Raw genomic sequence first — 19,157 nt, 5'->3', positions numbered from 1 at the left:
CCGTATGTGTGGCCGCTACGCCTCCAGCCGGCGTCCCGAGGACCTGGTCGAGGAGTTCGACATCGCGGACGTCCGCATCCCGGCGCCGCTCGAGCCCGACTACAACGTGGCCCCCACCAAGGAGGTCTACGCGGTCGTCGAGCGCACCCCCAAGAGTTCGACACAGTCCAAGGAGAGCTCGGCTCGTGCTGAGGAGGGCGCCTCGCGCCCGTCTCGAGGTGAGCCGCCCGAGCGCCAGCTGCGGGTGCTCACCTGGGGCCTGGTGCCGTCCTGGGCGAAGGACCCCTCGATCGGCAACCGGATGATCAACGCCCGCATGGAGACCGTGGCCGAGAAGCCGGCGTACAAGCGGGCCTTCGCGAAGCGCCGGTGCCTGCTGCCGGCGGACGGCTACTTCGAGTGGTACCCGACCCAGGAGCTGACCTCGAGCGGCAAGCCGCGCAAGCAGCCGTTCTTCATCCGGCCCCGCGACCACGGCGTGCTCGCGATGGCCGGCCTGTACGAGATCTGGCGCGACCCGACCAAGACCGACGAGGACCCCGACCGGTTCCGCTGGACCTGCACGGTGATCACCACCGAGGCCGAGGACGCCGTCGGCCACATCCACGACCGGATGCCGCTGATGGTCGAGCGGGAGCGCTGGTCCGCGTGGCTGGACCCGACCGCGCCGCAGGACCACCTGCTCGACCTCCTGGTGCCGGCCGCCCCGGGGACGCTCGAGGCCTACCCCGTCTCCACGCTGGTCAACAACGTGCGCAACAACGGCGCGGAGCTCCTCGAGCCGCTGCCGCTCGACGAGCCCGAAGGAGCCGGCGGATGACCAGCATCGAGCGGCGCATCGACACCCCGCACGGCGAGGCCCGCCTGGTCGTCGACCAGGCGCGGCGCCCGGTCGCGACCGTGCTGCTCAGCCACGGGGCCGGCAACGGCGTCGACACCGCCGACCTCGAGGCGCTCGCCCACCACCTGCCCCGCAACGGGGTCACGGTCGTGCGGCTCGAGCAGCCGTGGAAGGTGGCCGGCCGCCGGGTCGCGACCGCGCCGCCCACGCTCGACGACGCGCTGGTCGCCGCCGCCAACAAGCTGCGCACCCGCACCCCGCTGGTCGTCGGCGGCCGGTCCGCCGGAGCCCGCTCGGCCGCGCGCTGCGCCCGCCGGCTGGGGGCGAGCGGGTGCCTGGCGCTGTCGTTCCCGCTGCACCCGCCCGGCCGCCCGGAGAAGTCGCGGCTCGAGGAGCTCGAGCGCGCCGGCGTACCGACCCTGGTGATCCAGGGCGAGCGCGACACGATGGGCCGGCCCGAGGAGTTCCCCGACGGCCTCGACCTGTGCGTGGTGCCCGGCGCCGACCACGGCCTCAAGGTGCCCGCACGCGGGGCTGTCTCCCAGGCCGACGCACTGGAGATCGTGGTCGAGGGCGCACTGGAGTGGATCGTCCGGGAGATCACCGGCGGCGGGCGCGGGAACGACCGTGGGAATGGCGGCCGGGCCTGAGGCGTTCACCCACCATGCTGGCCGTGCTCGATCCACCCGTCACGGGGCTAGTCTGGGATGCGATGACTGACCCCACACCGACGCCTGAGGGCGTCCTCGACCCCACCGGCCTCGGCGAGCTCGCCGAGATCGACGTCGACACCGAGACCGAGACGGACCGGTCCGCGCGCTTCGAGCGCGATGCGCTGCCGTTCCTCGACCAGCTCTACTCCGCCGCGATGCGGATGACGCGCAACCCCGCCGACGCCGAGGACCTGGTCCAGGAGACGTTCGCCAAGGCCTACTCCTCCTTCCACCAGTTCCGGCCCGGCACCAACCTCAAGGCCTGGCTCTACCGGATCCTGACCAACACCTTCATCAACACCTACCGCAAGAAGCAGCGCCAGCCGCAGCAGTCGATGTCCGAGGACGTCGAGGACTGGCAGCTGCACCGCGCCGAGTCGCACACCTCGACCGGCCTGCGCTCGGCCGAGATGGAGGCGCTGGAGCACCTGCCCGACTCCCAGGTCAAGGACGCCCTCCAGCGGCTCCCCGAGGAGTTCCGGCTCGCGGTCTACCTCGCCGACGTCGAGGGATTCGCCTACAAGGAGATCGCCGAGATCATGGACACCCCGATCGGCACCGTGATGTCCCGCCTGCACCGGGGCCGGCGCCAGCTGCGCGACATGCTGTCGGACTACGTCCGCGACAACGACCTGCTCACCGTCGGCCGCGGCACCCCCGAGGGTGGTGCGTGATGAGCCACGAGCACGGGGCCGACCCCTCTCCGGGGGACTGCGCGGACTTCCTCGAGCGGATCGTGTACTTCCTCGACAACGAGCTCGACGAGAGCGACTGCTCCGCGGTCCGCCTCCACCTCGACAGCTGCAACCCCTGCCTGCAGAAGTACGACCTCGAGCGCACGGTCAAGGCCGTCGTCGCCCGGTCCTGCTCGGAGCCCGCGCCCGCAGACCTGCGCCAGCGGGTGATGCTGCGGCTTCGCGAGGTCCAGGTGCAGATCCGCGAGACCTGACGAGACGCTCCACACAGCAGAGAACCCCCGGGCCGTCAGGTCCGGGGGTTCGTTGCTTGTGGCGCTCAGGCGTTGGGACGCTTGCCGTGGTTGGCAGCTTTCTTCTTGCGAGCGCGGCGCTTGCGGCCGGTCTTGCCCATGGGGTTTCCTCCTGATCGGGACGTGTCTGGCCCGTCAGGGCCAACGGGCAGTCTCTCAAACTCCGGGGCGGAGCGGAAATCAGGGGGTTCGGCCGTCTCCCGTCGAAACACCTGGAATGGCTGCTCCGCGGCGCGGCCGGCAGCCATTTCTGGTGCCTCGACGGCAGACAACCAGCCCCGGACGGCTCAGAGGCGGGACAGGAACCGCTCGGCGTCGACGACCACCCGGGTGATCTCCCCGGTGGCGACGACCTTGCCGGACCCGCCGCCGCCCCCGGGAGCGACGTTGCGGGCGGCGACCGTGAAGCGGTGCAGCCGCCCGTCGACGTACGACGCCGACGCGGTCACCTCGACCTGCTGCCCGACCGCGCTGGCGCCGACGTGCTCGAGCTCGACGCGGGTGCCGACGCTCGTCGACCCCTCGGGGAGCGCCGGGTCGATCGCGGCGCAGGTGGCCGCCTCGAGCCAGGCCAGCAGCCGCGGGGTGCCGAGCACCGGCAGGCTGCCGGAGCCGACGGCCAGGGCGGTGTCGTCGTCGGTCACCGTGAACCGCAGGGTCGCGTCCATCAGAGCTCGAGCCGGAACGCGACCAGGTCGACACCGAGCACCGGCGACCAGTCCCGCTCGGGGATCCGCCGGAAGCCCAGCCGCTCGTAGATGCGGTGGGCGGCCGTCATCTCCGCCAGGCTGGAGAGCACGATCGCGTGCGCGCCCAGGTCGCGGAACCGGTCGAGGACCAGCTGGCTGAGCGCCTCGCCGACGCCCTGCCGCCGCGCCCCGGGCGCGACCGCGAGCATCCGGAACTCGCCCTCGCCGGGCTCGCCGATCTCGCGCCACGGAGACCCCTCGAGCGCGAGCGTGACCGTCCCGAGGACCTCGCCGGCCCGCTCGGCCACCCAGAGCTCGGCCTCCCGGTCGCGCCGGGCCGCGTCGCGCAGCAGCGCGACGTAGTGGTCGTCGGGACCGTTCACGAACTCCGCGTACGCCGCGACGGTGACCGCCCCGACCGCCTCGTGGTCGGCGGCGGTCGCCCGGCGCACGACGAGGCGCGGCTCAGACACCGAAGCTGTTCCGGGGGTAGGTCGCGGTGACGTCGGTGATGACGTTGACCAGGTAGGGCACGCCCGAGGCGAAGGCCCGGTCGAGCGCCGGCCCGACCTGGCGGGGGTCGGTCACGGTCTCGCCGGCGCCGCCCAGGGCGCGGACCACCTCGTCGTACGCCGTGCGGGGCGCGAGGTCCGCGATCACGTCGTAGCCGTAGAGCATCTGCATCGGGCCCTTCTCCAGGCCCCAGGCGGAGTTGTTGCCCATCACCATGACCACCGGCAGGTGGTGGCGCACCAGGGTGTCGACGTCCATCAGCGAGAAGCCCGCGGCGCCGTCGCCGAGGAGCAGCACCACCTGGGCGGACGGCCGGGCCAGCCGGGCCGCGATGGCGGCGCCCAGCCCGGCGCCGAGGCAGCCATAGGGGCCGGGGTCGAGCCAGCCACCGGGGCGCTTCGGCTCGACGAACTTGCCGGCGAAGCTGACGAAGTCGCCACCGTCGCCGATCACGACCGCGTCCTCGGCCAGCCGCGGCACCAGCTCGCCGTAGATCCGGGCCGGGTGGATCGGGTCGGCCTCGGCGCCCAGCAGCGCCGCGTCGCGCTCGACCGCGGACCGGACGCCCGCCTGGAGGTCCGCGACCCACGCCGACCAGTCCGGGCGGCGCACGACCTGCTCCATGCCGGCCTGCAGCCCGTCGAAGACCGCGGTGAGGTCACCGGAGATCGACGCGGCGAGGTCGGCGTGGCCCGAGAGCTGGCCGGGGGAGTCGGCGACGTGCACGACCTGGGCCGCCGGAGCGCTCGCCCCAGAATCCGACACGGCGCCGCCGAACACGCCGTAGCCGAGCCGGAAGTCGAGCGGGGTGCCGACGACGACCACGAGGTCGCTGCCGCCGAGGGCCTGGCTGCGGGCCTTGGTGACCAGCAGCGGGTGCCCGCCCGGCACCACGCCGCGGCCCATGCCGTTGGTGATCGTGGGCACGCCGACCGCCTCGACGAAGCGGAGCGCGGCCTCCTCGGCGTGGTCGGCCCACACGTCGGTGCCCAGGATCAGCACCGGGTGCCGGGCGGCCGCGAGCAGCTCGGCGACCTCGGTGAGCGCATCGGGGTCGGGGTCGGCGCCGCGCGCCCGGCCGACCTGCGGCAGTGCGCCCGAGGCGTTGTTGAAGAGCTCGTCCATCGGCACGTCGACGAACACCGGGCCGCGGTGCGGGGACCGCGCGGTCACGAACGCCTCGTGCATGCCCTCGAGCACCGCTCCGGCCGTCGGGATCGTCCGCGCCAGCTTGGAGACCGGCGCGAAGATCGGCGGCTGGTCGAGCTCCTGGAGCGCACCGGTGCCCCAGCGGCCCTGCGGTGCCCGGCCGCCCACCACGACCATCGGCGAGCCGGCGAACTGGGCCTGGGCCACCGCGCTGAGCCCGTTCGTGACGCCCGGGCCGGCGGTCAGGACGGCGAGGCCCGGCACCCGGGTGAGCTTGCCGGTCGCCTCGGCGGCGAACGCGGCGGTCTGCTCGTGGCGCACGTCGAGCAGCCGCAGCGGCGTCGCCGCCTTGACGGCGCCGTCGTACAGCGGAAACACGTGCGCTCCCGAGAGGGTGAACATCGTCTCGACCCCGTGGGCCTGCGCGACGGCGACGGCGAGCTCGCCGGCGTGACCGCTCAGCTCCGCGTCGTTCACTTCCGCGTCGTTCGTGTCGGGGCCGTTCACTTCGGTGGACATGGCGGAAGGTTACTCACCCGTATCCGCCTTTGCTCACGCTGGCCGCGTGACCCTTTACCGGACCCCCTGGGTCCCGATAGAAGAACGTGGATGGACTACACGACATGGATGAAGGTCAATGGGGCCCGTGAGCGCACGATCCACCAGCGCGAGAAGTTCCGCTGCTCCCGGCTCCGAGAGTGGGGCACCCTCGACGTGCCGGCAGACCAGATCAAGCGATGGCTCTCTCAGTACGACGGCTGGACGCGCTGCACCTACTACGGACATCTCGTGTCTCTCTACGACTGGGCCGTCGAAGTCGGGGAGATCCCCACCAACCTCGCCCGCACCATCACGCGGCCGAGGTCCCCGAAGCCTCGGCCGCGGCCGTTGACCCGCGACGAGATCAACCTCGCGCTCGGCTCCGCAACCGGCGACCTTCGCACCCACCTGCAGCTTGGCCTCCTCGCCGGCCTCCGCGCCCACGAGATCGCGAAGTTCGCTGGCGCCGACATCACTGAGTCGGGCATCTACGTCATTGGTAAGGGTGGGCAGGGCGCGATGCTCCCGACCCACCCCGACCTATGGGCTGTCGCGCAGAACTACCCTCGCCACGGCTACTGGTTCCCCTCCGAGCGAACCGAGACCGGGCACATCCTGCCGAACACCGTGTCGCGTCGTGTCACTGCGCACTTCCGCGAGCTGGGGATCGCTGGGTCGAGCCACCGCAACCGGCACGGGTACGGGACGCTGCTGCTCCGCGGCGGTGCGAACCTCCGGGTCGTGCAGGAGCTGATGCGACACGCCACACTGAACACCACCGCGCTGTACCTCGGCGTCGACGAGGACGAGAAGGTCGCCGCGATCCGGGGGCTGGTGGCATGATCGCGCCCATGAGGACGCTCGTGCCCATGCTGGTGGCGGTCACCCTGCTCGGGGCGACTGGCTGTAGCGCGGGGTCTGACGATGGTGGTGGCGAGGCCGGCGCCAAGGACGTCTGCCAGCAGTTCGTCGGCAAGCGGCTCAAGTCGCCCGGATCAGCCGACTTCTCCGGTGAGACTGTCACCGAGAACACGGACGGGTCATGGACGGTGAGTGGCGACGTGGACTCGCAGAACAGTTTCGGCGGGCTGGTCCGGAACAGCTACACGTGCAAGGTCCGGCACACGAGTGGCGCGGACTGGCGGCTGGTCGATCTGCAGTCGACAGGCAACTAGCCCGGCCGCGTCGGCGGCCGATCGTAGGGTTCTGGGCATGGTGAGGGCGACTGACGGGACGGGGCAGGCTGGTCACGCGACCCCGCGGCACGTCTGGGTGGTCACTCCCGAGGGTCGTCGCTGCCCGGGTGTGCTCATGGAGTGGCGGCAGGGTGGGGGCCGGTGGGAGGCGCTGGTGACGTATGCCGATGGTGGTGGGGTGGCGCCGGTCAACGCGCAGATCGCGTGGGTGCCTGCCGAGCACGTCGAGCTGCATGAGCCTCAGGTCTGACCCTGGAGGTCCGGGTGAGTGCCGAAGGCCAGGAGGTACGCCAGGTCGAGGTCGGTCCAGTGCTCGAGGTCCATGGGAGCCAGCGTGCCCGACCGGGTGCCGGGCACGCTGACGTCATCCACAGGGGTCCTAGGCGGTGAGTCGCGCGGCCATGATGTGCGCCGGGTGGGTGTCGTGGTTGTGGGCGCCCAGGTCGTAGATCGAAGTGGTGCGGGGGTCGAGGTGCCCGGCGAGGCGCTGCACCTGCCGTCCCGGGAGGCCCTGCTCGAACGCGTCCGTGATCACGGACGCCCGGACGAGGTGCGGGTTGACGTGGCGGCCGATCTTCGCGCGCCGGACGATCGTCTCGAACACCCCCGTAGCGGTGTGGCGGTTCAGACGGCGCCCGTCCAGGGTCGTGAGCAGCGGGCCCGACGTGCGGCCTGCAGCGGCGTCGTCAAGCGCCAGGAGCAGGGCCACCGGCACAGGCACGGTGGAGGTCCGGCCGCCCTTCCTGGTGAAGTGCAGCACTCGGCGGCCTTTCTCGACGTCCTGGTAGTCCTCGATGTCGATCGAGCACGTCTCGCTGATCCGGAGCGCGTGGACGGTGAAGAGCTCGATCATCGCCCAGTGGCGGCCGCCGAGCTCCTTGCCGGCGTTGATGAGGCGGCGGAGTTCCTCGCGCTCGAGGGGGTGCTTCTTCTCGTAGTGGATCTTGGGGAGCCGGACGTAGGCGGCGGGGTCGCGGTCGATGAGGCCCTCGACCATGGCGTACCGGTAGAACCCCTTGATCGGGGCCATGGTGGTGCCGACGGTGGAGGCCTTGTTGCCGCGGACCTCGGAGAGGTACCGGACGTACATCGCGACGTGGGGACGGTCGACGGTGAGGGGGTCGAGGTTGTGGTCGCGGCACCACTGGAACCAGTTGGTGAGGTGGTAGTCGTAGAGGTCGCGGGTGAGGGCTTCGTAGTTGGCGAGGTAGCCGAAGTACGCCTTCTGGAGTGGGGTGAGGTCTGCCAGGGCGGGCAGGGCGCGGGTAGCGTGCAGCATGGTCGTTCCTCCGAGTCGGATTCGGTTGGACGGCTAGGCCTCCGCACGGTGTTGGCGCACCGGCGGGGGCCGCTTGTCGAGTTGGGCTATCGACTGTACGTCGGGGTCTGGGAAGACGGAAGTGGCCCCGCCCTTCCGCCGTGGTGGCGGAGGGGCGGGGCTTGTGTGCGAGGGGGCGGTGGGCTTACGGGCTATCCCTGCCGTATGCGGGGTTCGGGTGCCGGCTCTATGCTGCAACGATGGATCACAAGGACCGACTCGTCGCGGTGACCGGCGGGGGACGCCTCGACGCGATGGACTGGGGCGACGTGCAGCCCTACGTCATGTTCATGACCGGCCGGTGCGGGTCGACGTGGCTGACCGAGCTGCTGGCTGCGACCGGTCTGGCTGGCAATCCCGATGAGTGGCTGAACCCCGACCGGGCGACTCACTCCCGAGCGTTGGCCGGTTCGCTGCCGGGATACTTCGCGAACCTCGTAGGGCAGCAGTCCTCAGGCGGCCGGTTCGGGATGCAGGTTGACGCGGTGCGTCTGCGGGACACCCTGCCTGTCGTGGAATGGGACCGGGTCTTCCCGAGCGTGAGCACCCCGACGTTCTTCCTGTACCGGCGTGACATCGCGGCGCAGGCGTGGTCGTGGGTCCACGCGAGGAAGTCTGGGATCTGGCACTCGACCAGTCCGGCGCGTGAGGACCGGCCGGAGTACGCCCCCACGATGCGCGAGCTGGCGGACGAGGTGGTGTTGCTGCGTCGCCAGGAGGAGTACCTGGCGTCGTTCTGGGCCGAGCACGGCTACGAACCCATGTTCATCGAGTACGAGACCCTAGCCGCGGACCCCGCAGTCACGGTGGCCGGCATCCTGCGACACCTCGGTGTAGCCGAGGATGAGATCGCCGGGCATCTCGCCGTGGCAGAGACGAAGGTCGAGCGGTTGACCTACGACGCGTCCCGGGAGCGGGAGTTGCGGACGTTCCGGTACGGCAACATGACTGTCTTGGCTGCCCTGGAGCGTGACAGGTTCGGGGTGGGGTCGGGGGTTCTTGATGAGTGGCTGGCGAGGGTGGAGCCGATCGCGGCGCACCTTGTCGGCGCTGACTCGGTGGTGCCGTCTCCGCTTGGCTAGAGCACCTTGTAGGTGAAGCTGTAGTAGAAGATGTACGCCGCCGTCCCCGGAGCCGGAAACTGAACCTGTGCCCAGTCGTTGGTGGTGTCGGCGCTAATTGCGGCGACTGTGCCGAACTGGGTGGCTGCGGTGCCGAACAGGTCGGTGGACGCGGAGGCCAGGTTCGATGCGACCGGGAGGCTGATCGACGCCTGGGTGGTGGTGTTGGCGCCTGCCGTGGGGGTGATCGTCATGCGGCCTCGGACGGTCACGAGGTCGCCGTCGCGGGACCAGATCGCCGCCGATGCGGTGACAGTGGCGACGTTGGCGACGGCGGTCACGGTGGGGGTGTAGCTGCCGCCGGCCGGGTTGTTGTTGACCGTCCCGAGCGTCCCCGCAGCGAGCACGCCGTCGACGTGCTTGGAGGTGAGTGCAGCGGTGGTGCTGAAGTGCACCGCGTAGGTGTGGGTCGTGCCGGTGACGACGTTGGGTCCCTCGACGATGCCGCCGGAGATGTCGTTGATGCAGATGGCCGCCCCCGTGTCACTGGCGGCGGAGAGCAGCACGTTGGCGTTGTGCACGATGTTGTGGGCGATGATGCCGTCCTGGGCGCCGGTGATGCCGCCGGCCCCTCCGGCGGTCTCCTGGTAGGCCCGGATGCCGTTGCTGCCGGTGTTGAGGGTGTGGTTGCCGATGACGGTGAAGCGGCGCACGTCGGAGACTGCGATGCCGAAGTAGTCGGTGACGCCGTCAACGGTGTTGCCGGTGACCTTGAAGTCGGTGTTAACTCCCTCGCGGCCGTTGACCCAGATGCCGACCCACCGAGCGTTGTAGATCCGGTTCTTGTCGATGTCGAAGTGATGGCAGGCTGCGGCGACGGCGGCAGTGTCCTCGCCCGTGACGAGGATCGGGTACTTCGCGATCCCGTTGCCCTCGATGGTGTTGCGCAGCACCTCGAAGTGGTGGCAGCCACCCCACTGGTCGATCACGCCGTCGTGGTGCGCGACCCCGTCCGAGGAGATGGCCTCGGCGTGGTTGTCGGTGATGCTGTAGTAGCTGGAGCCGATCGAGGCGACGGCCGCGCCGGGGGTCTTGAACCCGCAGAACTGGACGGCGTACTGGCTCGCGTCGGCTGCGTGGATGCACCGGACGCCGGAGGTGAAGACCGTCATCGCGGACATGTCGAGGGTCAGGTGGGTGATCTGCCAGTCGGTCAACCCAGCCATGTCGATCAGGCGGTGGCCGATACCTGCGCCGCCGCTGGGGATTGAGGTGCCGCACTCGATGAAGGTCGCGTCCTTGCCGGCGCCCTTGAGCCAGAGGCCCGATACGCCGATCAGTGCGTCGGTCAGGACGTGGTGACCGGCGGGGACGTAGGCGGTGGTCCGGCCTAGTGTCACGGCGTCGTCGATGGCGTCCTGGGGGGTGGCGTAGTCGGTGACGATGACCCACCCGAGCGCGCGCGCCACGACCGTCGATGGGGTGGTCCATGCGACGCCCTTGGTCACGTCGGAGGTGTCGCGCCGCAGGAGCGTCCAGTCCCCGAGGTCGGCGGTGGGCTTCTGGACATACGAGGCCGAAAGAGCACCTGCCGTTGCAGACGCCGGGTCGTTGATCCGGCCCGCGATGATCGTGTCGTTCGTGGTCCCCACAGCCTCGACTGCGGCACGGTCAGCCGCCACCGCCTCACGGTCGGCTGCAGCCTGGACCGCGATGTCCGCGCCGGCATCGATCATCCGGCGGGTGGTGGACTCCCCGGCCTGCACCCACATCGCCACGACCATCGGGTCGGTGTCCGGGCCCTGGAACGCGGGGGGCTGCCCGGTGTGCGGGACCGTGATCGAGTCGACCGGGGTCGTCCCGGCCAGGAGGAGGCCGGTGTACCGGTTGCCGCCGGTCTCGGCGTCCCAGAACGTCCATACGGCGGCGGCCGGCCGGTAGGGGTCGCCGGGGGCGATCGGGCCGGCGACGTTGAAGTCCTCCGATCCTCGGCAGAACCAGGCACGTGGCATCAGGGTCTCCTCAGTGGGGCGTGGGGGTGTCGGTGGGTGGGAGCTCGCGGAGGTGGTGCGCGAGCCACGCGGACCCGGCGCCGACGAGGACCGTGGTCGCAGCGGCACCCGGACGGGTGTGGGATCGCAGCGCCCACCGGAGCTGGGGGGAGAGGGTCCAGTGGGTGCGGCCGGTGGCGACGGCCCAGAGTTCGACGGTGATGGGTGCGCCGACGAGCGCGGCCCAGGTGATGCGTTGGCGGCGCATCAGCGGGTCCGGCGGATGTCGTGGCGCCACCACAGCCAGGCGGCGTACGCCGCGGCGAGCTGGGCGGTTGGGATGGCGAGGCCTGCCCCGAGGAGTAGGCCGGTGGTCCGGCCCACGACAGGCCTACTCGACGACGGAGGGGTCGTTCTCCGGGCCGGCGCCGGAGGTGATCAGCGAGGTCAGGTACGACAGGACCGCCCCGCCGAGCGCGACGGACCCGAGGTAGGGCCAGTCGGCGTGGACGGCGTCGAAGGACGCGGCGGTACCGATGCCGAGGGCGAGGGCCTGGGCGGCGGACTTCACGGCACGCTCGGTGGCGCGCCTCCAGAACAGGCGAGTGAACATCAGCGGGTCTCCTTGATCTCGAGGTCAACGACCACCGGTCGGTGGTCGCTGGAGTAGCCGTCGAGGGCCTGGGCAGGGCTGACCTTGAGCCAGCGGCGCCAGGCGACGCGGATCTTGTCGATGGGCCGGTGTCCGTGGGAGGCAGCGGTGCGGAGCACCACACGCGCGCCGCGCCGGCCGGCGCGGCCGATGACACGGAGCGCGCGGAGGAGCGGGAACGCCGTCGTGGCGTTGTCGTCCGTGCCGAGGACCTTCCCGCCGCGCCGCGTCGTCCACCAGGCCCGCACCGCGACGACCTGCCGAGCGAACAGGGCCCGCCGACGCGCCCGGCCCGGCGTGGCCTTCTTGCGCTGCACCGACGGAGGAAAGTGCGTCGACCCGAACCACAGGACCCGCCCGGCGACCTCGATCTCCACCCACGCGATCCACTTCGCGGCGAGCACCCGGGGGCCGGCGCCCCAGTCGCCCACCTCGGTGCGGTCGGTGCAGCGCCAGTAGCCGGCGGACTTGATCGGGTAGTCGTCGTGCACGAGGACCGCGACGTGACCCTGGTCGTTGGAGTCGCCCTGGTGCAGCTGGAACCCAGCAGCCTCCGCGAACCGTGCGAGCATGTGGTGCCGGTCGGCGACCTCTTGGAGGAGGAACACCCGCACGCCGAGGTCGGCGAGCCGGCGGAGGTCGTCGAGGACGTGCGCGTCGGAGCGGCTCCCGACGTTGTACGTCGCGACCAGCAGGTGGATGACGCGGCGCAGGCGGTGGCGCATCGGTCAGTCCTTGGCCAGTGAGTCCACGAGCTCGGCGAGGTCGGTGTGGAGCTGCTCGTGGTCGGCCTCGGTCGCGGCGTGGCCCTTCTCGATGATCGCGCGGATCCGCTTCGCCTGGGCGAGCTGCCGGCCGCGTTGCCGGGCGAGCATCCGGGTGGCCTGCTCGGCGGCGGCCTGGGCGGCCTCGGCGGCCTTCTGGATCTTGTCGAGCTGGTCGGCGTACTGAGCCATGTCGTCCTCCTGGGCGAGGTTGAGAATCGTGGGGATCTGGGCGATGCGGTTCCGGCCGGGGCAGACCTTCCCGGGGCTGGTGGTCCACGTCTCGCCGCCGGGCACGCGGCCGGGGTAGCCGTCGGTGAAGGCGCCGTCGATGCCCTGCCGGTGGTATGCGAGCCCACGAGAGGCCGGCCGGGAGTTGGGGCACAGCTGCAGCGGGACGCCGTGCTCCTCGTGGGCCCAGCGGAGGATGCGGGCGTTCGCGGCGACCTGCGCGTCGGTGAGGGCCGGCACGTTGGAGCCGGTCCAGGTGGGGAACGGGTCGCCGTGGTCCTCGTTCTCGATCGCGATGACGCGGTGGTTGCCGTCGAGGTTCGCGGCCGACCGGTAGGCGGTGTCGCGGGACTGGAAGATGTGGCCGTCGCGGCGTACGGAGAAGTGCGCGGCGTGCGCGGGGGCGTAGCCGACGATGGTGTGGACGCACACGATGTCGTAGCGCTCCATCGGGACGCGGGGGGACTGCTCACCGACCCACTCGGTGCCGGGCATCCTGGCCATCAGCAGGCCCTCCAGACGCCGTGCTCGACGTAGCCGTGCCAGCTCTTGCCACCGGCCCCTTCGATCAGCACCGAGTTGCTGGAGCCGTCCCCGGGGCGGATCGAGATCGTGCTGTCCTCGTGCTCGCGCACGGTGTGCAGGCTGAGCCCGCCGAGCAGACCGTTCGGCGTGACGACGAACCACACCGTGCCGGTGAGGTTGCCGCTGTAGTCGCGACCCGCTCCGCTGTACTCCTCGGGCGTGACCGGACGCGCGCCGTCGGCGGTGAGGACCTTCCAGAAGTCGCCCGGCTCCCAGGCGTCCGGGAGTCGGCCGGCCGGGGTGTCCGGGAGTCGGCGTCCTTGCATGGGGATCTCCTTCACGACGCGGTGGTGCGCGGGCAGGCCATTCACCGGCTCGGCGTGGGGCATGGCGGGGCGGCTCCCGAGACGGTCGAGCAGGACCGCGAGGCGGACCCGGAGTCGGCGGGCCGGTGGGCGGGTCAGGACTCGGTGACGGTGCAGCCGTCGGCGGTGCAGGTCACGGTGTAGGTCGTCGTCTGCACGGGGTTGGTCTGGACGGTGAAGGTGAACGTGAACGGCCACGGGTTCTCCCCGGCCGGCCCCTGGTCGCCCTTCGGGCCGGGTTCGCCGCGTTCACCCTGGGGGCCAGCAGGCCCCTGGGGGCCCTGGGGGCCTGCAGGGCCGGTCTCCCCGTCCGCGCCGGGTGTCCCCGGTGTGCCAGCCGGGCCGGCTGGTCCACGGGCCCCAGCGGGGCCTCTGGGTCCTGCTGGGCCGGTGTCCCCGGTGTCCCCGGTCTCGCCCTGTTCGCCTGCAGGCCCGGCCGCACCGGGCTCACCTGTCGCCCCTGGCTCACCCGCGGGGCCGGCGATGACCTCCGGGGCGGGAGGTTCCGTCACGGGCTGCCGGCCGGCGTCGACGAGCCGCTCGTTCGCCTTCGCCAGGGCGCCGGCGAGGTCGTCGACCGCGGCGTGCAGCTGGGCGCGGTCGGTCTGGGATTCGCGGCTGTCCTCGGTGGCGGCGTCGAGCTGCCGTTGGGTGGAGAACACGACCGCGACCAGGAAGACCAGCAGGGCGACGGCGAACATGCCGATGAACACCCACACGATCCCGAGCGCCCGCCGCGAGGGCACGTAGCCGGAGAGTCGACTGAACATGGGCACCCCTACTTGATGAAGGCGATGATGACGGTGGTGAGCAGGCTCAGGAATCCGAGGGTGAGGCCGCCGATGGTGGCCCACATCTGGCGGCGCTTGTCGTCGTCCGCACGATGCCGCTTCTCGATCGTGCTGAACTGGGTGTCGGTCGTCGAGGCCAGGTGTGCGAGGTCAGCGCGGACGTCGGAGAGGTTGGCCTCGATAGCCTGCCGCTCGACGAGGTAGACGTCCTGCCGCATGTAGGTCTTCGCGGCCGCGAGGCGGTCTTCCTTCAGCTCGGCGACGAGGTTGGTGACCTGCACGGTGAGGCTGTCGATGCGTCTGAGCACTTCGCCCAGGGTGGGTTCCTCGATCGGTGGTGGCACCCGCGTCTCCCTCGCGTCGGTGACCCGGGCCTCTGGTATCTGGGGGCTGGGTCGTGGTCTCCTCGTGTGCAAGCGCGGGCGGCCGGTAGGGTCGGCTGCCTTCGCCCAGGGGGCCCGGTCTCCCCGGGCCCCCGCCTCCTTCTGGTTCAGATGGACGACGAGGTGGTGCCGTTCGCCGCTACGGCGACCACCCGGATCCGGGCCCCGGAGTAGTCCCAGGAGCCGACGGGCACCCGGTACCGCCATGGCGTGTTAGCGGGATGCTCGGTAACCCGCCGCTCCTCGGTCACGACCCCGGACGGCAGCGGCTCGGTGATGTAGATGTCGTTGTAGGCCGCGGCGGGCTCGGCACCGGTGGGGTCGGGGTTCGCGATCATGACCAGCAGCGACCCGTCGGTCGGGTCGGGGTAGGCGGTGAACGTCGGGGCCGGCGGGGGCGTGTAGGACACATCTCCGGACACGGAGACCCAGTCGGACCAGAGGCCACCGTCCTTGACCCGGACCTGCACGTGCTCGGTGCGGCCGTTGACGGCGAAGTTCAGCGGCAGCGACCGGGTGAGGGTGTCGACGACCTCGAGCGTGTCGTAGTAGATGACCGCCGGGTTGGGTGCGCCGGCGCCGTCGTCGGCGACGCGGCGCACCTGGTAGGAGTCCTGGGCGGGGATGGACCAGTCGACCCGTTCGGCCTGGTCGAGGGTCTGTCCGTTGATCGGGTAGGTGATCGACGGCCCGGCCGGTGGGGTGGCGGCGGTGAAGAACCCGGATGCCGTGAAGGCGGGTGCGGGTTCGCCGGCGGCGTCGTAGGTGAGGATCTGGCGTTCGTAGTTCCCGGGGGTGAGGGTGCCGGCGGGGATGTCGTGCCAGGGGTTGGGGGAGATGACGGTGCCGGTGGTCCAGGTGGGGTCGCCGACCTTGCGGTAGCGCCAGTCGAACTTGGACTGGGAGTCCCCGGCGTTGGGGTCGTTGAACTGGTGCCGGGCGCGGTTGGTGGAGGCGGTGGAGACCAGGGCCCCGCTGGTCATGGTGAGGAGGGTGGCGACGGTGGGGGGTTCGTTCTGCTTGTACGCCCACGCCTGCGCGGTGGATTCGGTGGTGGTGGCGCTGTCGACCGTCCCGCCGAGGAGGTAGATCTGCCCGCCTGGCTCCGCGGTGATGGACATGTCGGAGATCGATGCAGGGAAGTCGGGGGTCACGCCCGCGGTCCATGTTCCGGTGGCGGGGTTGTACCCGTCGACCCGGGACAGCAGCCCGCTGTAGGTACGGCGCCCCACGGAGAGCACGATCCCGGACGGCAGCCGCGACACCTGCCCGGCAGATGTCCCGAACCCGCCGGTGGGTGGTGCCGTGGTCGTGGACCACGTGTCGGTGGCGGGGTCGTAGACCGCGAGCCCTGCGGTTGACCCGCCGAGGTACACCTTGTTGTCGCCGCCGAGGACGCCCTCGGAGGTGGTCGAGCCGGTGTCGAAGTTGGCGGGCAGGTCTGCTCGGGCGGTCCACCCGTTGGTGGTGGGGTCGTACCGGTTCACCTTCAACGAGGATCCGCTACCGACGAGGGTGCCGCCTGCGAGGTAGAACCGGCCCGACGCGTCGGTGAAGTGCGCCGCCCGGAGGAGGGTGGGGGCCGGCGCTGACGTGCGGACAGCCCACACCGGCACGGGGTCTGCCGGGTCGATCGCGTAGTGCGCGCCCGTGACCGGGAACACGAGGTGGATGCCGTCGGCGGCGGTCGAGAACGCGTAGGCCGGACCCGTCGCGGGCAGTGGCGGCCCGGCCGTCCACGTGTTCCCGGCCGGGTCGTAGATGAACATGGTGTTCTGGTAGCTACTACTGCCACCGGAGAAGAACCGCTGCCCGCCGAGGAGGTACACCTTCCCGCCGTGGAACACCGCGGCGGCCTCCCACCTGGTCTCCGGGAGCGCGGCGAGTTGACGCCAGGACCCCATGTCAGGCCCCCGCCTCGGCGGCCAGGATCAGACCCAACGCCGTCAGGGACGCGACATCACCACGGTGGGTCCAGTCCCCGGGCTGCCCGACCACGCGGGTGACCCGCGTCGGGTTGCCCTGGTCGTAGACCGCGAGGAACAGGCCAGCACCGTCACCGAACACCACCAGCCGCGGGTCGGTGTCCACGACCGTCAGGCCGTCGACCGGGGCCGGGTCCAGCCGCGCCGCCAGGACCCCCCGGGCGGCCGCCTCCCGCTGCTCCTTCGCCGCGTCCGCAGCCGCCAACGCCTCTTCACGTAGACCCATTCCGGTGCCCCCTTCCCTCTCAGCTCTCGACGCCCTGGACAACCGGGATCTGCGGGTTCCGGACGGTGACACGGACCCGCTGGCCCACGCTGTACGCGGCCACGTCGAGCACGTAGGCGGGACAGGAGGCGGTGGCGCCGTCGATGAGGATCCACAGGTCCGGGGAGGCGGTGGTGACGGTCGCGGTCATCTGGACCTCGTTGACCTCACTGGCCATCACGCACCCCCGCTCACAGGACGACCTCGAGGACCCAACGGCCCTGGGACCCATCGAGCGGCTCCTCCCACGACACGACCTCAGCGACCGCGGCGTCGTCCCCGTCGACGTACCGGACGACGTCGAGGTGCCCGGCGATCGGCAGCGGGTCCACCGACAGAGTCACGGTCCGGGTCGCGGCGGTGTCCTCGGCCACGACCCGATCACCCCGCGCGACGAGCGCCGCCTGGTCGACGGCGTCGAGGTACACCGTCTTCCGGCGGACCTTCCCGAGAGATGCCTGTGAGGCGGGGCCGCGGGCGAGGTTGTTCACCGTGTAGATCCCGTCGCCCTCGACCGGCTGCACAGCCATCCCGCGGCGCACGAACGTCCACCGGTTCGGGGCGTCCCACACGTCCTGTTCGCTGGTGCGGTCCCCGCCGACGAGGTTGGTCCGCTCGTCGGCGAGGTCGAAGGTCCACGACACCGGCCGCTGCTCGGGGGGCACGAACGGCTCGGACCGGTAGGTGCCGTCCTGGTCGACCCACAGGGCCCCGTACCCGATGGCGTCGAGGAGGTCGTTGCAGATGTCGAGCCACGTCGTGGGCTGGGACTCGGTGAGCCCCCACACCATCGGGCCGGGCAACACGGCGACCTGCTGGGTGCCGTCCACGGAGAACGGGGCGCCGCCGCCGGCGAACTCGATCACGGTGCGGACCGCGTCGAGACAGGTCGTGGACTGGCCGGTGGCGTGGAACCCGTCGATCCAGGTCTTCGTGCCGGCGACCGGGTCCTGGGCCGTGAGCCCGATGAAGACATCGGACTTCGTGGCAGTCCACAGCCACTCGAAGTGGTTCATGGCTCCCTTGGTCGGCGCCATCCACGGCGAACCGGCCAGGAAGATGACCTCGAACCGGAAGAAGCTGGGCCCATCGAGCGGCACCCACACGTCGGCCTCGAACAGGTAGGTCTTCCCGACCACGAAGTCGCCGGAGTGAGTGTTCGCCCATGAGCGGGAAGCGGTCGGCCACGTGATCTCCAGCGAGCCCGTACCCGCGGAGGCGTGCAGTGTCGAAGACGCGAGCGTGGCCGGCGTCATCGCCCCGAACGCCGGATTCGACTCCCATCCGGTGATCCCTCCCTCGAACCCGGAGTTCGTGACCAGGTCGACGCCGGCCTCGGGCATCACCACGTAGGTGTCCCCGACGGGGTCGAGGAGCGGCTGCAGCAGGTCGTAGCCCTGCACGTCGAACGTCTGCGGTGTCTCCCCGCGCTGGTCCTTCGGGGTGGTCAGCACGTACACGCCACGGTTGAACCGCGCCGTCACCGCCCCATTCGACAGGGTCCGGTACACCCGCACCCGGTCCCGACCCCACGCCAACGGCCGCTGGATCTGCAACGAACACGTCCCATGCACGGTCCCGCGGCCCTCGTGGCCGACCGTCCCGCCGACCATGTCGTCGGAGATGTCCTCGATGAACCGGTTCTGGGAGTCCAGCAACTCCAGGCCCGACGACACGGTGACCTCGTCACCGGTGATGAGGTCCCGGACCTGCTCCTCGGTGAGATGCTCGCGGGGGGCCGCGGTCAACGGCTGCACGACGTCAGACCGCCTCGGGGTGCGTTACCTGGTCGACGGAGAGCTTCACGTCGATCCAGTCCCGGAACTGGGGCTGCACCTCACGCGGTGTCTCCGACCATGCGCCGTAGAACTTCGTCCCGACGTGGTCCCGGAAGCACATCAGCACCCCGGTGCGGGCCCGCAACCAGGCGACGTCGTCGCGGTCGAGGTGCACGAGGGGCACACTCTGCGACTCGGCCAGATCCACGGCACCAGTAACGCTGCCCTGCCGGATCAGCCGGACCCGGTTCGCGAGCTGCCGGATGTCGACCCGGGCCTTGGTGTTCGCCGACAGCGGGCCACCGACCTTCCGGAAGGACCGGACGTCGGAGAGGTCGGTGGCAGTGTTCAACCAGATCGCCGTGAGGTCCAGGCCGGTACCCGGCTCGGCGGCGAGGTCGACGATGATCGGCATCTAC

Annotated in this window: 27 protein-coding genes; 8 read left to right on the top strand and 19 right to left on the bottom strand. The window is 71.0% G+C overall.

The features are described 5' to 3' along the window. The first annotated feature begins 4 nt into the window (after positions 1–4). From QQZ14_RS20775 to rsrA, 4 genes are all read left to right on the top strand, one after another. Positions 5–820, top strand: coding sequence for an SOS response-associated peptidase (locus QQZ14_RS20775; protein ID WP_284536326.1), 816 nt, complete (start codon positions 5–7; stop codon positions 818–820). After that, positions 817–1,491, top strand: coding sequence for an alpha/beta hydrolase family protein (locus tag QQZ14_RS20770; protein ID WP_284536325.1), 675 nt, complete (start codon positions 817–819; stop codon positions 1,489–1,491). The genes QQZ14_RS20775 and QQZ14_RS20770 overlap by 4 nt, the downstream gene beginning before the upstream one ends. 62 nt (positions 1,492–1,553) lie before the next feature. After that, positions 1,554–2,228 (top strand): sigma-70 family RNA polymerase sigma factor, encoded by a 675-nt coding sequence (locus QQZ14_RS20765; protein ID WP_284536324.1) that lies wholly within the window; start codon positions 1,554–1,556, stop codon positions 2,226–2,228. After that, on the top strand, positions 2,228–2,503 hold the full coding sequence (gene rsrA, locus QQZ14_RS20760) for a mycothiol system anti-sigma-R factor (RefSeq protein ID WP_284536323.1): 276 nt from the start codon (positions 2,228–2,230) through the stop codon (positions 2,501–2,503). The genes QQZ14_RS20765 and rsrA overlap by 1 nt, the downstream gene beginning before the upstream one ends. Positions 2,504–2,568: 65 nt before the next feature. Here the strand turns inward: rsrA and QQZ14_RS25450 are convergent, their stop codons facing one another. The 4 genes from QQZ14_RS25450 to QQZ14_RS20745 form a co-directional block, all read right to left on the bottom strand. Continuing rightward, positions 2,569–2,643 carry a 50S ribosomal protein bL37 gene (locus QQZ14_RS25450; protein ID WP_371863162.1) on the bottom strand — a complete coding sequence of 25 codons (75 nt, stop codon included), beginning with the start codon at positions 2,641–2,643 and terminating at the stop codon, positions 2,569–2,571. 186 nt (positions 2,644–2,829) lie between these two features. Beyond that, positions 2,830–3,210, bottom strand: coding sequence for a thioesterase family protein (locus tag QQZ14_RS20755; RefSeq protein ID WP_284536322.1), 381 nt, complete (start codon positions 3,208–3,210; stop codon positions 2,830–2,832). After that, entirely contained in the window at positions 3,210–3,704 is a 495-nt protein-coding gene (locus QQZ14_RS20750) for a GNAT family N-acetyltransferase (RefSeq protein ID WP_284536321.1), read from the bottom strand. Before QQZ14_RS20750 ends, QQZ14_RS20755 begins: the two co-directional genes overlap by 1 nt. Further along, positions 3,697–5,412 (bottom strand): acetolactate synthase, encoded by a 1,716-nt coding sequence (locus QQZ14_RS20745; protein WP_284536320.1) that lies wholly within the window; start codon positions 5,410–5,412, stop codon positions 3,697–3,699. The genes QQZ14_RS20750 and QQZ14_RS20745 overlap by 8 nt, the downstream gene beginning before the upstream one ends. Positions 5,413–5,502: 90 nt before the next feature. Between QQZ14_RS20745 and QQZ14_RS20740 the strand changes: the two genes are divergently transcribed. From QQZ14_RS20740 to QQZ14_RS20730, 3 genes are read left to right on the top strand one after another with little or no spacing between them, the layout of a single operon-like run. Beyond that, on the top strand, positions 5,503–6,276 hold the full coding sequence (locus tag QQZ14_RS20740) for a tyrosine-type recombinase/integrase (protein ID WP_284536319.1): 774 nt from the start codon (positions 5,503–5,505) through the stop codon (positions 6,274–6,276). An 8-nt stretch (positions 6,277–6,284) separates the two neighbouring features. Further along, positions 6,285–6,608, top strand: a complete 324-nt coding sequence (locus QQZ14_RS20735; protein WP_284536317.1) for a hypothetical protein — start codon at positions 6,285–6,287, stop codon at positions 6,606–6,608. 37 nt (positions 6,609–6,645) lie between these two features. Next, complete coding sequence (locus QQZ14_RS20730; protein WP_284536316.1) at positions 6,646–6,879, top strand: hypothetical protein; 234 nt, start codon at positions 6,646–6,648, stop codon at positions 6,877–6,879. Here QQZ14_RS20730 and QQZ14_RS20725 read toward each other — a convergent pair. Both QQZ14_RS20725 and QQZ14_RS20720 read right to left on the bottom strand, forming a co-directional pair. Beyond that, positions 6,870–7,001, bottom strand: a complete 132-nt coding sequence (locus QQZ14_RS20725) for a hypothetical protein (RefSeq protein ID WP_284536315.1) — start codon at positions 6,999–7,001, stop codon at positions 6,870–6,872. The genes QQZ14_RS20730 and QQZ14_RS20725 overlap by 10 nt on opposite strands. Positions 7,002–7,008: 7 nt before the next feature. Then, positions 7,009–7,908, bottom strand: coding sequence for a tyrosine-type recombinase/integrase (locus QQZ14_RS20720; RefSeq protein ID WP_284536314.1), 900 nt, complete (start codon positions 7,906–7,908; stop codon positions 7,009–7,011). Positions 7,909–8,147: 239 nt separating this feature from the next. On the opposite strand from QQZ14_RS20720, the gene QQZ14_RS20715 reads away from it, so the two are divergent. Further along, the gene (locus tag QQZ14_RS20715; RefSeq protein WP_284536313.1) at positions 8,148–9,029 is read left to right on the top strand and encodes a Stf0 family sulfotransferase; all 882 of its coding nucleotides are present in this window, start codon (positions 8,148–8,150) and stop codon (positions 9,027–9,029) included. On the opposite strand, the gene QQZ14_RS20710 is transcribed toward QQZ14_RS20715, so the two are convergent. The 13 genes from QQZ14_RS20710 to QQZ14_RS20650 all read right to left on the bottom strand — a co-directional run bounded on the left by QQZ14_RS20710 (position 9,026) and on the right by QQZ14_RS20650 (position 19,153). Further along, on the bottom strand, positions 9,026–11,020 hold the full coding sequence (locus QQZ14_RS20710) for a right-handed parallel beta-helix repeat-containing protein (protein ID WP_284536312.1): 1,995 nt from the start codon (positions 11,018–11,020) through the stop codon (positions 9,026–9,028). The two genes, QQZ14_RS20715 and QQZ14_RS20710, sit on opposite strands and share 4 nt — an antisense overlap. Positions 11,021–11,030: 10 nt before the next feature. Beyond that, positions 11,031–11,267: a hypothetical protein gene (locus QQZ14_RS20705; protein ID WP_284536311.1), complete on the bottom strand. Its 237-nt coding sequence runs from the start codon at positions 11,265–11,267 to the stop codon at positions 11,031–11,033. A 123-nt stretch (positions 11,268–11,390) separates the two neighbouring features. Then, entirely contained in the window at positions 11,391–11,612 is a 222-nt protein-coding gene (locus tag QQZ14_RS20700; protein ID WP_284536309.1) for a holin, read from the bottom strand. After that, positions 11,612–12,376 (bottom strand): hypothetical protein, encoded by a 765-nt coding sequence (locus tag QQZ14_RS20695; protein ID WP_284536308.1) that lies wholly within the window; start codon positions 12,374–12,376, stop codon positions 11,612–11,614. Before QQZ14_RS20695 ends, QQZ14_RS20700 begins: the two co-directional genes overlap by 1 nt. Positions 12,377–12,379: 3 nt before the next feature. Then, on the bottom strand, positions 12,380–13,150 hold the full coding sequence (locus QQZ14_RS20690; RefSeq protein WP_284536307.1) for a peptidoglycan recognition protein family protein: 771 nt from the start codon (positions 13,148–13,150) through the stop codon (positions 12,380–12,382). Next, positions 13,150–13,497 carry a hypothetical protein gene (locus QQZ14_RS20685; RefSeq protein ID WP_284536306.1) on the bottom strand — a complete coding sequence of 116 codons (348 nt, stop codon included), beginning with the start codon at positions 13,495–13,497 and terminating at the stop codon, positions 13,150–13,152. The genes QQZ14_RS20690 and QQZ14_RS20685 overlap by 1 nt, the downstream gene beginning before the upstream one ends. Positions 13,498–13,631: 134 nt before the next feature. After that, a complete protein-coding gene (locus QQZ14_RS20680) occupies positions 13,632–14,306 on the bottom strand; it encodes a hypothetical protein (RefSeq protein WP_284536305.1) in 675 nt (224 codons plus the stop codon). 8 nt (positions 14,307–14,314) lie between these two features. Then, the gene (locus QQZ14_RS20675) at positions 14,315–14,671 is read right to left on the bottom strand and encodes a hypothetical protein (RefSeq protein WP_284536304.1); all 357 of its coding nucleotides are present in this window, start codon (positions 14,669–14,671) and stop codon (positions 14,315–14,317) included. 146 nt (positions 14,672–14,817) lie between these two features. Next, positions 14,818–16,614 (bottom strand): Kelch repeat-containing protein, encoded by a 1,797-nt coding sequence (locus tag QQZ14_RS20670; protein WP_284536303.1) that lies wholly within the window; start codon positions 16,612–16,614, stop codon positions 14,818–14,820. A gap of 1 nt (position 16,615) precedes the next feature. Then, on the bottom strand, positions 16,616–16,921 hold the full coding sequence (locus QQZ14_RS20665; protein WP_284536302.1) for a hypothetical protein: 306 nt from the start codon (positions 16,919–16,921) through the stop codon (positions 16,616–16,618). A gap of 19 nt (positions 16,922–16,940) precedes the next feature. Beyond that, positions 16,941–17,111, bottom strand: a complete 171-nt coding sequence (locus tag QQZ14_RS20660) for a hypothetical protein (RefSeq protein ID WP_284536301.1) — start codon at positions 17,109–17,111, stop codon at positions 16,941–16,943. Positions 17,112–17,151: 40 nt separating this feature from the next. Next, a complete protein-coding gene (locus tag QQZ14_RS20655) occupies positions 17,152–18,717 on the bottom strand; it encodes a hypothetical protein (protein ID WP_284536300.1) in 1,566 nt (521 codons plus the stop codon). Positions 18,718–18,721: 4 nt separating this feature from the next. Continuing rightward, complete coding sequence (locus QQZ14_RS20650; protein ID WP_284536299.1) at positions 18,722–19,153, bottom strand: hypothetical protein; 432 nt, start codon at positions 19,151–19,153, stop codon at positions 18,722–18,724. Positions 19,154–19,157: the final 4 nt, after the last annotated feature.

The sequence above is a fragment of the Nocardioides sp. T2.26MG-1 genome (assembly GCF_950101795.1).
In the GTDB taxonomy this organism is placed as follows: domain Bacteria; phylum Actinomycetota; class Actinomycetes; order Propionibacteriales; family Nocardioidaceae; genus Nocardioides.
This window is presented reverse-complemented; position numbering and strand designations above follow the sequence as displayed.

Coding starts and splice junctions, on each gene's coding strand:
- QQZ14_RS20775 (WP_284536326.1), top strand. CDS start 5: ATGTGTGGCCGCTACGCCTCCAGCCGGCGTCCCGAGGACCTGGTCGAG.
- QQZ14_RS20770 (WP_284536325.1), top strand. CDS start 817: ATGACCAGCATCGAGCGGCGCATCGACACCCCGCACGGCGAGGCCCGC.
- QQZ14_RS20765 (WP_284536324.1), top strand. CDS start 1,554: ATGACTGACCCCACACCGACGCCTGAGGGCGTCCTCGACCCCACCGGC.
- rsrA (WP_284536323.1), top strand. CDS start 2,228: ATGAGCCACGAGCACGGGGCCGACCCCTCTCCGGGGGACTGCGCGGAC.
- QQZ14_RS20755 (WP_284536322.1), bottom strand. CDS start 3,210: ATGGACGCGACCCTGCGGTTCACGGTGACCGACGACGACACCGCCCTG.
- QQZ14_RS20745 (WP_284536320.1), bottom strand. CDS start 5,412: ATGTCCACCGAAGTGAACGGCCCCGACACGAACGACGCGGAAGTGAAC.
- QQZ14_RS20740 (WP_284536319.1), top strand. CDS start 5,503: ATGGACTACACGACATGGATGAAGGTCAATGGGGCCCGTGAGCGCACG.
- QQZ14_RS20735 (WP_284536317.1), top strand. CDS start 6,285: ATGAGGACGCTCGTGCCCATGCTGGTGGCGGTCACCCTGCTCGGGGCG.
- QQZ14_RS20730 (WP_284536316.1), top strand. CDS start 6,646: ATGGTGAGGGCGACTGACGGGACGGGGCAGGCTGGTCACGCGACCCCG.
- QQZ14_RS20720 (WP_284536314.1), bottom strand. CDS start 7,908: ATGCTGCACGCTACCCGCGCCCTGCCCGCCCTGGCAGACCTCACCCCA.
- QQZ14_RS20715 (WP_284536313.1), top strand. CDS start 8,148: ATGGATCACAAGGACCGACTCGTCGCGGTGACCGGCGGGGGACGCCTC.
- QQZ14_RS20710 (WP_284536312.1), bottom strand. CDS start 11,020: ATGCCACGTGCCTGGTTCTGCCGAGGATCGGAGGACTTCAACGTCGCC.
- QQZ14_RS20705 (WP_284536311.1), bottom strand. CDS start 11,267: ATGCGCCGCCAACGCATCACCTGGGCCGCGCTCGTCGGCGCACCCATC.
- QQZ14_RS20700 (WP_284536309.1), bottom strand. CDS start 11,612: ATGTTCACTCGCCTGTTCTGGAGGCGCGCCACCGAGCGTGCCGTGAAG.
- QQZ14_RS20695 (WP_284536308.1), bottom strand. CDS start 12,376: ATGCGCCACCGCCTGCGCCGCGTCATCCACCTGCTGGTCGCGACGTAC.
- QQZ14_RS20690 (WP_284536307.1), bottom strand. CDS start 13,150: ATGGCCAGGATGCCCGGCACCGAGTGGGTCGGTGAGCAGTCCCCCCGC.
- QQZ14_RS20685 (WP_284536306.1), bottom strand. CDS start 13,497: ATGCAAGGACGCCGACTCCCGGACACCCCGGCCGGCCGACTCCCGGAC.
- QQZ14_RS20680 (WP_284536305.1), bottom strand. CDS start 14,306: ATGTTCAGTCGACTCTCCGGCTACGTGCCCTCGCGGCGGGCGCTCGGG.
- QQZ14_RS20670 (WP_284536303.1), bottom strand. CDS start 16,614: ATGGGGTCCTGGCGTCAACTCGCCGCGCTCCCGGAGACCAGGTGGGAG.
- QQZ14_RS20665 (WP_284536302.1), bottom strand. CDS start 16,921: ATGGGTCTACGTGAAGAGGCGTTGGCGGCTGCGGACGCGGCGAAGGAG.
- QQZ14_RS20660 (WP_284536301.1), bottom strand. CDS start 17,111: ATGACCGCGACCGTCACCACCGCCTCCCCGGACCTGTGGATCCTCATC.
- QQZ14_RS20650 (WP_284536299.1), bottom strand. CDS start 19,153: ATGCCGATCATCGTCGACCTCGCCGCCGAGCCGGGTACCGGCCTGGAC.